Origin of the sequence: Methanolobus sp. ZRKC4, assembly GCF_045291305.1 — an archaeon.
Classification (GTDB): domain Archaea; phylum Halobacteriota; class Methanosarcinia; order Methanosarcinales; family Methanosarcinaceae; genus Methanolobus.
In genome coordinates, this window is the sequence record NZ_CP146983.1 from 1,598,399 (window position 1) to 1,612,880 (window position 14,482).

At 41.1% G+C, this 14,482-nt stretch carries 16 protein-coding genes; 8 read left to right on the top strand and 8 right to left on the bottom strand.

The genetic code is table 11. The features are described from left to right. Positions 1-30: 30 nt before the first annotated feature. The 3 genes from V7O67_RS08305 to V7O67_RS08315 form a co-directional block, all read right to left on the bottom strand. Positions 31-1,227, bottom strand: a complete 1,197-nt coding sequence (locus V7O67_RS08305) for a mechanosensitive ion channel domain-containing protein (RefSeq protein ID WP_342305315.1) — start codon at positions 1,225-1,227, stop codon at positions 31-33. 240 nt (positions 1,228-1,467) lie between these two features. Then, entirely contained in the window at positions 1,468-2,412 is a 945-nt protein-coding gene (locus V7O67_RS08310; RefSeq protein ID WP_342303665.1) for an IS5 family transposase, read from the bottom strand. 103 nt (positions 2,413-2,515) lie between these two features. Continuing rightward, the gene (locus tag V7O67_RS08315) at positions 2,516-2,962 is read right to left on the bottom strand and encodes a nucleoside deaminase (protein ID WP_406669846.1); all 447 of its coding nucleotides are present in this window, start codon (positions 2,960-2,962) and stop codon (positions 2,516-2,518) included. Between the two features lie 182 nt (positions 2,963-3,144). On the opposite strand from V7O67_RS08315, the gene V7O67_RS08320 reads away from it, so the two are divergent. Together V7O67_RS08320 and V7O67_RS08325 are read left to right on the top strand one after the other, a co-directional pair. Continuing rightward, a complete protein-coding gene (locus V7O67_RS08320; protein WP_406669847.1) occupies positions 3,145-4,665 on the top strand; it encodes an AMP phosphorylase in 1,521 nt (506 codons plus the stop codon). A gap of 9 nt (positions 4,666-4,674) precedes the next feature. Then, complete coding sequence (locus V7O67_RS08325) at positions 4,675-5,220, top strand: tRNA (cytidine(56)-2'-O)-methyltransferase (RefSeq protein WP_406671447.1); 546 nt, start codon at positions 4,675-4,677, stop codon at positions 5,218-5,220. A 3-nt stretch (positions 5,221-5,223) separates the two neighbouring features. Here the strand turns inward: V7O67_RS08325 and V7O67_RS08330 are convergent, their stop codons facing one another. Both V7O67_RS08330 and V7O67_RS08335 read right to left on the bottom strand, forming a co-directional pair. Continuing rightward, positions 5,224-5,391 (bottom strand): hypothetical protein, encoded by a 168-nt coding sequence (locus V7O67_RS08330; protein WP_406669848.1) that lies wholly within the window; start codon positions 5,389-5,391, stop codon positions 5,224-5,226. Positions 5,392-5,405: 14 nt separating this feature from the next. Beyond that, the gene (locus tag V7O67_RS08335) at positions 5,406-6,146 is read right to left on the bottom strand and encodes a Nif3-like dinuclear metal center hexameric protein (protein ID WP_406669849.1); all 741 of its coding nucleotides are present in this window, start codon (positions 6,144-6,146) and stop codon (positions 5,406-5,408) included. 184 nt (positions 6,147-6,330) lie between these two features. On the opposite strand from V7O67_RS08335, the gene V7O67_RS08340 reads away from it, so the two are divergent. The 6 genes from V7O67_RS08340 (at position 6,331) to engB (ending at position 12,221) form a co-directional block, all read left to right on the top strand. Continuing rightward, complete coding sequence (locus tag V7O67_RS08340; protein ID WP_406669850.1) at positions 6,331-7,062, top strand: RAD55 family ATPase; 732 nt, start codon at positions 6,331-6,333, stop codon at positions 7,060-7,062. Positions 7,063-7,087: 25 nt separating this feature from the next. After that, positions 7,088-7,594, top strand: coding sequence for a hypothetical protein (locus V7O67_RS08345; protein WP_406669851.1), 507 nt, complete (start codon positions 7,088-7,090; stop codon positions 7,592-7,594). 73 nt (positions 7,595-7,667) lie between these two features. Continuing rightward, complete coding sequence (locus V7O67_RS08350; protein WP_406669852.1) at positions 7,668-9,221, top strand: BatD family protein; 1,554 nt, start codon at positions 7,668-7,670, stop codon at positions 9,219-9,221. A 7-nt stretch (positions 9,222-9,228) separates the two neighbouring features. Continuing rightward, positions 9,229-10,521: a hypothetical protein gene (locus V7O67_RS08355; RefSeq protein ID WP_342305305.1), complete on the top strand. Its 1,293-nt coding sequence runs from the start codon at positions 9,229-9,231 to the stop codon at positions 10,519-10,521. A 79-nt stretch (positions 10,522-10,600) separates the two neighbouring features. Continuing rightward, positions 10,601-11,593, top strand: coding sequence for a DHHA1 domain-containing protein (locus V7O67_RS08360; protein ID WP_406669853.1), 993 nt, complete (start codon positions 10,601-10,603; stop codon positions 11,591-11,593). Then, positions 11,589-12,221 (top strand): GTP-binding protein EngB, encoded by a 633-nt coding sequence (gene engB / locus V7O67_RS08365; RefSeq protein WP_406671448.1) that lies wholly within the window; start codon positions 11,589-11,591, stop codon positions 12,219-12,221. The genes V7O67_RS08360 and engB overlap by 5 nt, the downstream gene beginning before the upstream one ends. A gap of 10 nt (positions 12,222-12,231) precedes the next feature. On the opposite strand, the gene V7O67_RS08370 is transcribed toward engB, so the two are convergent. The 3 genes from V7O67_RS08370 to V7O67_RS08380 are packed head-to-tail and all read right to left on the bottom strand — an operon-like array spanning position 12,232 to position 14,413. Continuing rightward, positions 12,232-12,849: a TatD family nuclease-associated radical SAM protein gene (locus V7O67_RS08370; RefSeq protein ID WP_342305302.1), complete on the bottom strand. Its 618-nt coding sequence runs from the start codon at positions 12,847-12,849 to the stop codon at positions 12,232-12,234. Between the two features lie 19 nt (positions 12,850-12,868). Then, positions 12,869-13,222 (bottom strand): gamma-glutamylcyclotransferase family protein, encoded by a 354-nt coding sequence (locus V7O67_RS08375; RefSeq protein WP_342305301.1) that lies wholly within the window; start codon positions 13,220-13,222, stop codon positions 12,869-12,871. Further along, positions 13,223-14,413: a geranylgeranyl reductase family protein gene (locus V7O67_RS08380; RefSeq protein ID WP_406669854.1), complete on the bottom strand. Its 1,191-nt coding sequence runs from the start codon at positions 14,411-14,413 to the stop codon at positions 13,223-13,225. Positions 14,414-14,482 lie beyond the last annotated feature (69 nt).

Consider the following 14,482-nt stretch of genomic DNA (forward strand, 5'->3'; position numbering starts at 1 on the left):
CTCCAATGGCAATAATATAGAAAAATCTTATTATTGCTGTTTTTTCAGTATGTTCTCGATCATTTTTTCCACATTGCTGTGAAGGTCGGCAAGTTCAACTACATCTTTTTCCGTATTTAGCATGCCTTCCACGTCCACATCCTTGTTTTCATCACTCATGGCAGTGATGTCCGGAAGGGTTTTTAGCTCCTGTACAAGAGTTTTAATGCCTTCTTCTTTTAGAGCTAACAGAGTAAGTTGCTCTTTTATATCATTCCTGGCGTTCTCGTCATTAATTTGCTTGAGTTTTTCTTCCATGTCCTTTCTGCGCGGAGCCAGGTTTTCTGAAGTAATGTATATTCTGTCAAGCATTTGTGCTGTGATGGCCTTATCAAAGATTATTTCCTCTGTTTTGAACTCAGGCACAATTTCAAGCTCAGAGTCGATCTTAATTGCTTTAGTCTTTGTTTCCTTTGGTGGTAGGCACACATAGTCTTCGCTGAATACTCTCTGGTTCATGTAAGTGGGAGAAACGATCTCTATTTCAGAATCATGTAGTGTATCCATGACGTTCTTTTTAAAGTCAGACCTTGCTGTAATGAGGCCCTCGATATCCTTAAGCAGTCCTCCAACTTTATATGTTATTGAAAAATCCCCAAGCTTTTCAATGTGGACAAATGAATTTTCAAGACCTGTTATCTCAGCTGCTTTTAAGAGGTCCTTTTCTATGTCCTTTCGGGGTATATTGTATCCCAATGATACGCTGGTAGTGATAATAGTCCCTGATGATCTAATGGTTTTCAGGGGGTTGGAAACAAGTTTTGCATTTGGGATTGTTATAAGGTCCCTGTCCATGGACTGCACTTGAGTGTGCAGGAAGTACATTTCGGTAACTCTTCCAAAAGTATCATCGATTTTAATATAGTCCCCTACTCTAAAAGGATTTATAAGCCTGAGCATAATGCCGGCCATGGCGTTTGTCACAAAAGTGGTGGATGAAAATGTGATTATGGCACCGATTACCAGTCCTAAAAAGGTAAGTATCAGATTCTTGTCTTCAACAGAAATCGGAAGGGTGAAAATAATGAATAGCATTCCAATGACTAGAATTACAACAAAAATAAGTTGCTGTATCACTTTTTCCCTTGAAAATAACTTTCTTTTCCTGAACAGGAAATCAAATAGCAGGACAAGTGAAATTGTTACGATCAGTGAAATGATACTTGGTATGAATTGCTCTATATCCACTTTAACTCTCCCAACTGGTAATTTTCACTTCTGACTGATAAATGATATCTTATCATATATATAGAGTAGATGATATTTATGATTAATTTAAATTTGAATTTAAACTTAAATTCAAGAGGATTTCGATATTCCCTCATTTTAGATCATTAAAGTATTCAAACTCAATTATATCCTCTCATTTTTTATCATTTTGTTTATTTCTCTTCATTAATCCTTATTTTTAGTATAGCTTCCGCTATCCTAAATTACTCCTTTGGTTTTTAGTGTCCTCAATTGATGCAGATTAAAACAAAAAGCTGTCATCAACATTTTTGCATTCACTCTTTCTACAGTTGTAACAAGAACCTTTCTGGTTTTAAATATTTCTTTTGTCACTGCATACACTCTTTCGCAAGGGACTCTTTTCACACTTATTCTTTCATTTCTGAGGATATCCATTATTCCTAAAGGATGTCCTCTTACAGCTCGTTGCATTGTTGCTGCAAAACCTTTTGCTATTGCTCCAAAATATCCTTTATCTCTATACACCACTTCACCCTTTTCAGACAGATCAACCTGTGAATCGTGAAGTGATGCAGTTGTTGTCTCAAATCTTCTGATTAGTTCATAATCCTTATCAATAATTGTATGAAGTTTGTATCCAAAGTGAGATTTACCATTTTTCTTAGTCCAGGTTCCATCTTTGCTTCTTCTTGTTTTCGCATCTTTTCCTCTGAGTACATCTGCTTTTGCATGTCCTGGATCTGAGTGAATAAAAGTTGCATCCTGGATCATTCCTTTTTTAATCTTCAAACCAAGAGCATCAAGCTGATTCTGCATTTCATCCCACACCGCTTTTTCTTTACCATTGTCGATAATTCTCTTCCTGAATGACCAGACAGTTGTACTGTCTGGTACATATTCAGGAAATCCCAGGAATTTCCTAAAGGATATCCTGTCAATACACTGCTTTTCAAGCTCAGCATCAGAAAGACCATGCCATTGTTGCAGAACAAGCATCTTGAACATTACAATAACATCAGCTTCAGGCCGTCCGCCTGAAGCTGTTCTGTTTATGTACATTGACTCCAGAATAGGGCGAAAAGGCTTCCAATCTACTAAATATTCAATTTCAGCAAGCTTATCTCCGACAGATTGGAGACGCTTATATTCTTCATTTAAGGCAAAATCAGTAAAAGAATCCATAATAGTAAATTTGCTTTGCTATTATTTAAATTTTATTAAATTGTATGAGTATTGATGGTAGTTTATCGAAATCCTCTCAAGCTTAAATTCAAGCAAACTCATATCAGTAAGTCTGTTTATCATCCTTTTCAGACCACTGCCTGAGCAACTTAAGGGCTTCCTCCCTCTCAATATTAATCAGCTTTATTCCACTATCCTGACTTTCTCCCCGAATATACTCATAAAAAAGATTGTCATCAAAACCAATAAGGGCAACATCTTCTTTATCGGAACCATAATAAACTGTTTTTATCCTTGCCCAGAAAATAGCCGCAAGGCACATAGGACAGGGTTGGGATGTGGTGTATATTTCGCACTCGGAAAGGTCGAATTTCCCGAGAGCAGCTGAAGCCTGCCTGATGGCAAGTACTTCTGCGTGAGCCGTTGGATCATTGCTTCTCAACACTTCATTGTGGGTCCTGGATAATACCTTGCCGTCCTTCACGATAATCGCCCCGAATGGTCCTCCGTGATCGTGTTCCATACCGTGACGTGCTTCTTCTATGGCCATTTGCATAAAGGCGTTCATGAGGCAGTATTATAATTTGTGGGCTTTAAGTGCAGTGGTGGGTGTGAAGTCTTGGCATAAAAGCAAGTATCCGAGTTCAATATTCCTATTCAATTTCCAAAACTCACCATAAACCTATTTATTCAATAGTGCGCTTGACAGTATAAGATTAAAAGGTGTAAAAAATGCAGTTGAAAGTACAGCCAATTGATATCAAAGTCGGCAAGTATAAAGTGGTTATGAACACCATCGATGCAAAAGAGCTGGGAGTCTATGAAGGAGACCGGGTCAGGATAAGGGATCATGTGACTCTTACTGCTATCGTTGACTTTACAGAAGACATGATATCTCCCGGCATGATCGGGCTGTACCATGAGGTGCAGGAGCAGCTTCAGCGGGAATGGACAGAGATGGTAGAGGTTGAAGCTGCAGAGAAACCTAAATCCGCCCGTATCATCAGGAAAGTTATGGACGGTATGAAACTTGAAAGGGATGAGATAAACGAGCTGGTGAGGGACATCGTTGAGGAAAATCTTAGTGATATAGAGCTTGCCGCCTTTTTGACTGCAACTTACATTAAAGACCTTTCAGAGGATGAGACCGAATGGCTTACAAGAGCCATGATAGACACCGGTGAAAGATTAGAGTTCAGCACATCACCAATCATGGATAAGCATTCCATTGGCGGCGTACCTGGCAATAAAATTTCCCTGCTCATAGTACCTATTGTCGCTGCAAATGGCCTGCTCATTCCCAAAACAAGTTCCCGTGCAATTACAGGTGCCGGAGGGACTGCGGATCTCATGGAGATTCTGGCGCCGGTGGAATTCTCTGCCCGGCAGATAAAGGACATGACCGAGAAGGTAGGTGGCGTTATTGTGTGGGGCGGTGCAACAAATATAGCACCGGCAGATGATAAGCTTATTAAAGTAGAATACCCGCTTTCAATTGATCCTCACTGCCAGTTGCTGGCTTCTATTATGGCAAAGAAAGGCGCTGTAGGTGCCCAGAAAGTTGTAATGGATATTCCCACGGGTTCAGGTACAAAAATACCTGACGTTAAGGCTGGCAGGAAACTTGCGAGGGACCTTATAAACCTTGGAGAGCGTCTTGGTATGGATGTGGACTGTGCTCTTACTTATGGTTCGTCCCCGGTAGGCAGGACAGTGGGTCCGGCGCTGGAAGTTATTGAAGCTTTGAAGGTCCTTGAAACCATGGAAGGTCCTAACAGCCTCATTGAAAAAAGTGTAATCCTTGCAGGAATGCTGCTTGAGATGGGTGGTGCCGCTTCCAGAGGACAGGGAAGAGATCTTGCCCTTGAAACCCTGAAAAACGGTAAAGCTCTTGCAAAGATGAAGGAAATTATTGAGATTCAGGGAGGTAATCCCGATGTCACTTATAAGGATATTGCACTAGGTGAATTCACTGCAGAAATCAAGGCTCCTGCAAATGGTTATGTTATTGAGTTCTATAATAAGCGCATTGTACAGGCTGCAAGGTTTGCCGGCGCACCTAACGATAAGGGTTCAGGAGTCCTGATACACAAAAAGCGTGGTGAACTTGTAGAAAAGGACCAGTCTGTGCTAACTATTTATGCTGAGAAGAAGGAAAAACTCGAAGAAGCTGTTAAGTATTGCAGGGAGTATCCTCCAATATTCGTAGAGGGAATGCTTATTGAAAAAGTGGCAGATGTTACAGAAGTCTGATATCTATGCCTGAAAAGAATAGTCATTTTAAGGCTTGGCCATCGTCCGGTGCGTGACAAAAGGATTACTACCCATGTGGGTCTCACTGCCAGAGCCTTTGGTGCGGAGGGTATGTTACTGGCATCTGACGACCCGAAGCTTACAGACAATATATGTGATGTTGGAAAAAGGTGGGGCGGGGATTTCTATGTCAGGAATAACGTTAACTGGAAGACAGAGATCCGAAAATGGAAGGAAGAGGGAGGAAAAGTATGTCACCTGTCCATGTACGGAGTAAACCTGCCGGATGCGGTTTCGGACATAAGCGAATGCGAAAACCTGATGATCGTTGTGGGTGCCGAAAAGGTTCCTTTTGAGATATATGAGCTTGCGGACTGGAACGTTGCTGTCGGGAACCAGCCTCATTCCGAGGTAGCCGCTGTTGCTGTCACCCTGGACCGGATAGCTAAAAGTGACCCATTGAGAAATGAATTTGAAGGTGGGGAACTAACAATAGTTCCTGAGAGATGTGGTAAGCAGGTTATCGATAATCGACAATATGATTTGTCCAATTAGGTTTTATTCAGGGTCCCTTTTGACATCGGGTCCCCTGTATATCCTTCTTCTTTCATAATCACCATATCCGCGGTGCTTTTGGTCCCCTTTTTTCTGAAGTTGTTTTTCAAATAACTCCTCGAGTTCATCTTCACCGATATCATTATTTTTCATTTCATCTTCTGCTGGCATGTGATCACAGGCTCTCAGATGGTTTTGATAAGGGGGTCATGGTCTATGAATTCCACATCGAGTTTCAATTTTTCTGCAAGTCTTGGACAAAGGTCCTGCATACCCGGATTTTCCGTGGCATAATGTGTTGCATCCACAAGAAGCATGTCACTGAACGAGCGTATTATATCGTGTTTAATTTCCGATGATACATAAGCATCTGCACCGTATTCTCTTGCTGTTTCAATATACTCTGACCTGAAACCACTGCCTCCGAAAACCATTACTTTCTTTATTTCTTCTTTGTTGCCTGTATATTGTATGTGTGTGTTAAGGCTCTTTGAAACATGGTTAGCAAAAGTCTCTATTGAACATGGAGTAATTGTTCCTATTCTGCCAATGGGAGTTTCCTTTATGTCTGATAGGCCCAGCCTGTTTGCAAGAGCATCATTTATGCCACCTTTTGCTTTATCAAAATTCGTGTGCATGGAATATAGTGATATTCCATTGTCAATTGCTATTTTGAGGCTGTCTGCCAGTTTTTTGTCAATACAGTTGATGGGGTGGAAAATAAGTGTATGGTGTGTGATGAGTAAGTCTGCACCTATCTTGGTAGCTCTGTTAAGTACATATTCGGTAGGGTCCAGGGCAACAGTTATCTTACTAACATCATTTTCAAGGTCAAGTGTAAGCCCTATTTTACTGATATCGAAATCTTCCGCAAGTTCGGGAGGTGCTATTTCTTCGAGAATGGGAATAATCTGTTTTAATTGCATAGAACAGGAATAATTTTGAATCAATTTGAACCTGTCGGAAAATAATTACATAATTCTCACACTAATTATTCGTTTCATTTTATTTTATAGATGTTTATACAATCGAAGCATTCAAATAGGTGAAATGTATATTTATATATAAATAATATATTATATCAGAATAATAAATATTAGAGGGTAGCTCATGAGGATAAAGACAGGCATAGAAGGTTTTGATGAAGTCGTGCAGGGCGGACTACTCGCTGAGCGCGTTTATCTTGTTAGTGGTCCTCCGGGAAGTGGCAAGACCACTTTCTGTGTGCAGTATCTTGCGCATGGAGCAACACATGGGGAAGTAGGATTATATGCAACGTTGCTTGAATGTCCTCAGAACATTATCGACGATATGTCCAATTTTTCTCTAAACATTCCCGCACTCATAAAAGGGCAAAAACTTCTCTTTGCGGATCTTGGTCCAAGGATGGAATACGGATACATGGATGAACTTAATGAGTTCATCACTCCGGATTACAACGTAGGCAGGGCATCCATCGAAAGTGAGGCTCCTTCGCCTTCAATGGTTTTCAAGGAGATTGCGGCATATGTTTCCGAATATGATGTAAAAAGGCTTGTTATTGATTCTGTTTCAGCTATAAGATTTACTACAAAAGATCTTTCTCTGCAGGAAAAAGAAATGAGCCGGTTCATACGTAATCTCAAAAAACTCGGCTGCACTACAATACTTATTTCCGAGATGACAGATCCACGAGCATATTCTACGGAACAGTTTGCTGCACACGGTGTCATTTTCATGCACAATTTCCTGTATGATAAGACCATGACACGTGCCATACAGGTGATCAAGATGAGCGGTACAAGACATGATTGTAATATGCGTGCAGTCAATTTCACTGAAAATGGGACTTGTAGTTACTGATCTTATTGAATGATGGTGTTTGCGAATGGTACGATTCTTTGCGAAAAAAGAAGAGAAAACCCAGCTTACTGATTCCGAGGTAGCTGAACTCTCTAAAAATGCCTATAATCTTGGTTTTGAAGTAGGCTACCATAAACACTCAGAACTTGGATGGGTCAGTGAACAGTACTCTATGCTTGAGGATCTCTCTAAAGAGTCAGGTCTCGGTAGTCTTGTGAATGAGAACTACAAGAAAGGAAAAGATGACGGCGTCAAAGCAAAAGAAAGGGATATGAACGCCGGTCTTTCTAAAAAAGAAGCTGAAAAAAAGCGCAATGAATCCAAAGTTGATTATAATGCTTTCAACCAGGATCACCAGGAAAGGCTAATTGAATCAGGGTTCAGGAGTTCTCTGGTGACCGTTGATCATGCTTTTGGCATGATTAGCCAACCTTCATTTATGAATCTTCCAGAATCGACTTCCAGAACCAGAGCTCTTGACCGACCTTCCCAATTGCAAGGATTTAAATCCTTGTCCCCTAAAAACAAATAATTTTCATTAATCTATATCTGGTATTTTTATGTTAGCAAAAGAAGTTTTCTCTCTGTTGTTTATTGTTTTGATTTTGTTTAGTTCATCTGCAATGGCATACGAACTGGATGATATCGAATGGAGTGATAGTACTGATGCAAGTGGAACCCTTAATTGGGGCGGTACATTAACATCAAGTGACTATACCATAAAAGCTGAAGATTTCAATGAAGATGGTTTTGTAAGTATCGGCATTTATCGTGATGGTCAACTGCAAAAGAAATCTCCTGCACGTGCAGGCGAAGGATTTGAATTCCTCGATACTGAAAAAGGAGATGATCTGCGTATCTTTGTAAAGTCTGTAACTCTCAACCTCGATGAATGGACAGGTAATATGGAAAACCCCAAAACAGCTATAGAGGTTTATGAAAGGGGCATACCTGAGATGGACATTTCAATTGAACCTGAAAAGGATACATATGATCCACGAACTGTTTCCCATCAAACTATAGTCACAACAATTGGTATCGAGAACGAAGGTGATGCCAAAGCATACAATATGGATGTGGAAATAGATGTGAATGGGATGGAATTTGTTGATAGCAAGTCAAGCCATCATTTTATTTCTATAGACGAGGATGAAATACTAGAGCCTATAGAGATCGAACTGGAAATTCCACATTACTGGGAAGAAACGGATGTGGATATCACAGTTACAACAAAATCCGAAGATATCAATGGTGAAATACTCGAAGATACTGAAACGGAAACTATCACTATAGAACCGGCAGTAGAACTTGTTATTAGAAAGACGGTCACCGAAGAGATATATATGGATGAAACTGCCCATGTTTCTGTCAGTATATGGAACAATGGGATATATGGCCTGAGTTCTGTGTCTGTTACCAATCCAAACACTGATGATCTTGAAATACAGGACAACGTTGATAATGAAGTTACACTTTCTTTCAATTCAAAAGAAACGAAGGCAAAAATATTCGAATATACTTTAAAGCCTACAAAGACCGGCAAGTATTCAGTTCCTGCAGCCACTGCTACCTTCACTGCTCCTGACGGAAAAGAATATACTTTCACCTCTGAAAAATCCAGTATTCAGATAGATGGTCCTGATATTGTTCTTACTAAAGCTGTAAGTCCTTCAACTGCAAATCCTGGTGATGAGGTTACTGTAAAGGTTACTGTAAAGAATCAGGGGACAAATGATGCCAGTGTAACTACTACTGAAACCATACCTGATACTGTAACATTTGTAAGTGGTGACCTGAGTTTCCATGATGTTGCAGTGCATGGAAAGTCCTATTCTTATTCTTATGTTGTTCAGGTAGATGAAATAGGAGAGTTCAAGCTTCCTGAAACAACTGCAACATTCATCGATTTTGAAGAATATAAAGGTGAAAAGATATCCAACATGCCAATAATCACTGTGCTTGACCCATCGGCAGAAAACCCGGAGAGTGCAACTTCAGGAAGTTCAGATAATACTGACCAGCAGGTAAGTAGTAGTAATCAGGATTCAGGTTATAGCAGTAGCGTTGATGATAGCAGGGTAGAGCCAGGATTTGAAGCAAGTTTCATGATACTGGCACTTTTCGGTGTATATTTCATATCCAGACGTAGAGACAGGTAATGACTTTATGAGGCAGCAAATAATTCTGTTCATCGGACTGGCTGTGCTATTAATAAATTCCTGCATTGTTGCAGGAGCACAGTCAGATGAAATTGAATGGTTGGATGCCCAGGAATATACTCTTTATTGGGGAGATGAGATTAACCATAGTGGCTATTTCATAACTGCTTCTGACTTTTCCCCGGCAAAACCAACAGATAACGAAAATGATTACGTAATGCTCACGGTATCAAGTATTTACCATGATTCGTGGGGTGCAATATTAGCTAACAATACAGAAATATCCAACAATAGTGTTTTTGATGACAGGCTTAACATAACAGCTCTTGAAATTATCACTGGTAATGATATCTCTGCTCCTTATACTACTCTTAGTGTCGCTATTTCTAATTCAACGGGGTCTTTACCTGTTAAAATAACATGGATGGATGCAACACTTGAATTTGAAGAACGAATGAGTAATGAAGTGTATATTGATGAAAGAGCCCATTTCTCAATGAAAATAAAGAACTTGAAAGAAATTCCCCTGGAATCTGTGAGTATAAATGAATTTATTCCCCCGGAATTTGTTTTTGATCCTGACTCTGATATAAAATGGAATCTTTCGTTTGACCCGTATGAAACAAAAACACTGGAATATTCACTAAAAGCTTTGAGACCGGGAACTTACAAATTTAATGGGACCCTGATCACAGTTGAACATGAGGGGCGGACTTACTACAAAGAGCTGAATTCTTCAAATATGACTGTTCACGGTCCATTCATAAGCATAAATAAGTCAATCTCCAATAGTAGTGTTTTCTTACATGACCAGGTGAATATCTCTCTGGATATCAGTAATGAAGGAGACCGGGCAGCTCATGTGGCTATTTCAGACCAACTACCTGTAGGTGCTGTTCTTATTTCCAGTAATACTGGCATGGACAGTGTTCTTCGTTCAGGCGCTAACATTTCACTTGATTATTCAGTACGAATGGAAAAGTTAGGGGACATTGTTATACCTGCAGCCCGGGTCAAGTTTGTGGATTCAAAGGAATATGAAGGAATAATTTATTCTGAAAAACAGTTAATGCATGTTCTAAGTCCTGGTGAAACAACATCTGCTGATGTTTATGGCTATCAGGATTATCTTGTGGAAACTTCATATGAAGACGAATACCCGGAGTATGCGGGCGATGCTGCGCAAACAGATGAAAGTATGCCTGAAGAAGAGCAAGATCATGGAAAGTTACAATTCTTATATGACATTCTGGATTCAATAAGTGGGTTCCTGAAGAATACCAAAGACAAAATACTATAACGCACATAATCATAATTCTAATTTCTAATAATCGAGACAATTGTCTTTGTGCCACTTATACTATCTGTGGGATGCTTCCATGACCAGACCCAATGAAAATAATAACAAGTCTTCTTTGATACTGACACATGGTGATTCTGACGGTGTATGCTCCGGTGCCATTGCAAAGAGCGCTTTCCCGGATTCAGATGTTTACTTCACATCTCCTATAGGGGTATTGGATGAACTGCATCTTGCCGATGGGTATGAAAATGTAATTATATGCGATATTGCTGTCGATGAGAGTAAATGTGTTGACCTTTTCAAACGACTTGGGGAAATTGCGGAGAATTCGAATCTGACATATATCGATCACCATCCTCTGCCTCAGAAATGTATAAATGCCGACTGGCTGCATCATGATGTAAATGTATGTGCTGCGGAACTGACATATAAAGTACTTGAGAAAAGGCTTAACAGGGACATGCGCAGGGTTGCCATTTATGGGGCTATTGGCGACTATTATGATAATACTCCGTCTGTAAAGGAATGGCTACGTGATTGGGATAAGAGGAATCTTTTCTACCAAGCAGGTACGCTTATCCAGGCTTTGATCTATATGGGACGCAATTATAATTTCAAGCGGAGTTTGCTCATTCCGCTTTCACGTGATGTTATTCCTTCAGAGATACCTGATGTCCCCAAGCTTGCAAAAGAAGGTTCACATCTGGAGGAAATGCTGCGCCTCAGGGTAAAGAAGCAGGTAAAAGCCCTTAGTCATCTTGCGTATGTGATTGACCCTAAAGGCTATATGTCAAAATCGGCTATATACGCTGCTTCTTATGGAAGAAAGGATGTGGGCATTTCAGCTGAGTACAGGCATAAACGACATGCATATGATATGAGTCTGCGCTCGCGGGATACAGTGGATTTGAACATGCTCTTGCGTCGGATAGCCCCACGATTCGGTGGTAGTGGCGGCGGTCATGCTGCTGCTGCTGGTGCGAGAATACCTAAGGAATCTTTTGAAGTATTCCTCCGTGAGTTCGATAAGGCCATCGGAAATGAAAAACGTAAGGTTAAAGTGGATTAAAATGGCAAAAAAACTAGATGATTTTGAAGGTATTAATTTTGAGATACTCTTTGCGGGAAGGTCAAATGTAGGTAAATCTTCCGTTCTAAAGCAGATAACAGGAAAGAACGTCAAGGTGGGCAAACGCCCGGGTGTCACTCTGAAACCTACTCATATACGCTATTCTGACCTGCTGCTCACAGACCTGCCCGGGTTTGGGTTCATGAGCGGTGTGAAGGACCGTAAGCAGGATATTGTGAAAGATCAGATCGTGCGTTATATTGAGACTAATGCAGAAAGAGTAAGTATTGCTGTACTGGTCATTGACGGTGCGACTTTCCTTGATATTGTACAGCGATGGGAAGATCGGAATGAAATCCCTATCGATATCGAAATATTTGAGCTGTTCAAGGAGCTGGATATTGATATTATCCTGGCGGTCAATAAGACTGACAAGATAGGGGATAATGAGCTTGATGCAACTCTGGATGGGATATGCGATAAACTCGAAATGCTGCCACCCTGGAAGCAGTGGATCGATATGGTGGCTCCTATCTGTGCTAAAAAAGGTGATATCAAATCCCTGAAGTCACTTATCAGGCAGAGATTGCATAGTGTAAAAAGAGATGACCTGTTCAAACATTTCTAATATTTGAATCTTATCTTGCCCTGAAAGAAGCACCCATATCAGTTGCTATTCTTTCACATTCCTTGATGTCAATGTCCGGTTGGGTGACAACGGTCATACGGGTCTTGATCCCGGCATCAATTGCTTTTTTTGCAAAGTCAAGGAGTGCTTGGTATGAACCTTCAAATTCAGGTTTACACAATTGATTATATTTCTCTTCCGATTCAGCATTGAGACTCACAGAAACCGCATCAAGGCCTGCTTCTTTCAATTCAGTGACAACATCCCTTCCAGGCTGCATGAGTGCTGCATGGCCGTTTGTATCCAGTCTGACATGTTTTCCTTTTTTGTGTAGCCAGCTGGTTATGTGAATCACTGTATCAAATCTACATGTCGGCTCGCCAAACCCTGTAAAAACAACTTCATTATACTTTGTAAGGTCAAGACTTTCAAGCTCTTTTATGATCTCGTCTTCAGAGGGTTCTCTTGAAAGGCGAAGGTTGTAACCATAAACCCCGTCGCAGGTTTCCCGGATGCAAAAAACACAATTTGCACTGCACTGGTTTGTTATGTTGAGATAGAGGTTGCCATATGCTTCATAAGTAATTGTATCCTTGAGCATAGGAATACTGTTGTCAGTGTCTGGCATTTGTGTTCTCCTGTTACTTTTATTTTGTCCAGTTCCCATTCGGAATTATTTCGTAGTTGATCGCAGGCATTTTTTTGAGGAAATACATTAGTGATTTGATGCCAGTTTCAAGTTCCACTTCTTCCCTGAAGTACCATTCACCTTCATAATGATCCAGAATTTCAAGGGTTTGTGGGGTGATTTCATAGACTTCTCCGTATATGGGTGAATTTGATCGTGATGTTTTTTCATCCATCAGAACACCCGGGAAACGTCCGAGATCGATCATGGTGTATTTTTCCGTTGTCCTTGTTGTGCAGATATATTCGGAACCATTCAGTAACTGGTGGTTCGAACTTCCTTTTTTAAGAGTGCCGTATACGAAGATGTGCATTTAACTGAGTCCCACGTTCAGCTTTAATAATGTCTTCCTGACAGGTTCAGGTAGTTGTCCGCACTGGATAGCTTTCATATTCTCAGGAGATATCATTTTGATAGCTGCACTCATCAGCCTGTCAGAGAGCATGAGTTTGTCCATGAGTTTCCTGGTATATACTGCTGTTTTTATCTCAAGTCCCATCTGCTCTCTCCACCGTCTGTCATATTCTGTGAGATTGCATTTGCCTTCAAGGTTGTCTGCTGCGGTCTCACCTGCTATTTTACCACCTACCATGGCTGTGGATATTCCACCTCCGTTGGTAGCGATGATATGTCCGGCGGCGTCACCTGCAAGGAGCGTGTTATGATTTGCAGTTACTTTCGGTGCTCCGCCAACAGGAACAAGTCCTGCTACAACCGAAGTGATGGATGCTCCACTTAGTTTTTCGCTGGCAATGGGGTGTTTATACATGAAACGTTCGAGGTAGTCCCTGGCACAGAGATGTTGTTCGAAGAGTGCTTCCCTGATACCAACACCAATGTTTGCAGTGTCCTCTCCCTGGGAGATAATCCAGGCATAACCTCCTGGCACGTAATCTCTTCCAAAGTACATCTCTACGGCTTCTCTGTCCACGTCAACTCCGCTTAGCTCGTATTCGAATGCTGTGCCGGTACCCATAGGGTCTTCATCCCTCAGCATATTATTAGCTTTTCCTACTATAGAATTGGGGCCATCGGCCCCGATGAGTACCTTGCTTTCTACTTCGAATTCACCGAATGCTCCGTCCATGAAGAGTTTTGTGCCATCTACTTCGGTGACGTTCGTCCCAATCAGTAAATGTGCGCCTGCTTTGCCTGCTTCTTTTGCCAGGTGTTTGTCAAAGCGTCTTCTGTCAATGGCATCGGCATCCACATCAAAACCTTTGGATATGCCATTTGGGGCAATAAAGCGCTGGTATGAGGCTGTTGCATGTATACAGTTTGCAGGAATCTCTTCAAGGGTTACAGGCAGTTCTGCATTTGGTACGAGTTCCTGCAGGATGGGATAATGAGGAAGGAAACCACCGCACTGGAGAGGTGTACCAATATCTTTTTTCTTGTCAACAAGAAGTACGGACATGCCTCTTTCTGCTGCGTACATTGCTGCCGTGGAGCCTGCAGGTCCTGCTCCGACGACTATTATATCATAGGAATCATCCGGTATCATATCTGGTTGTTAGGTTGATAAGATGAGGGTTTTTCACAGGGTGATGTTGCACCCGTAGGTCTTTTGCCT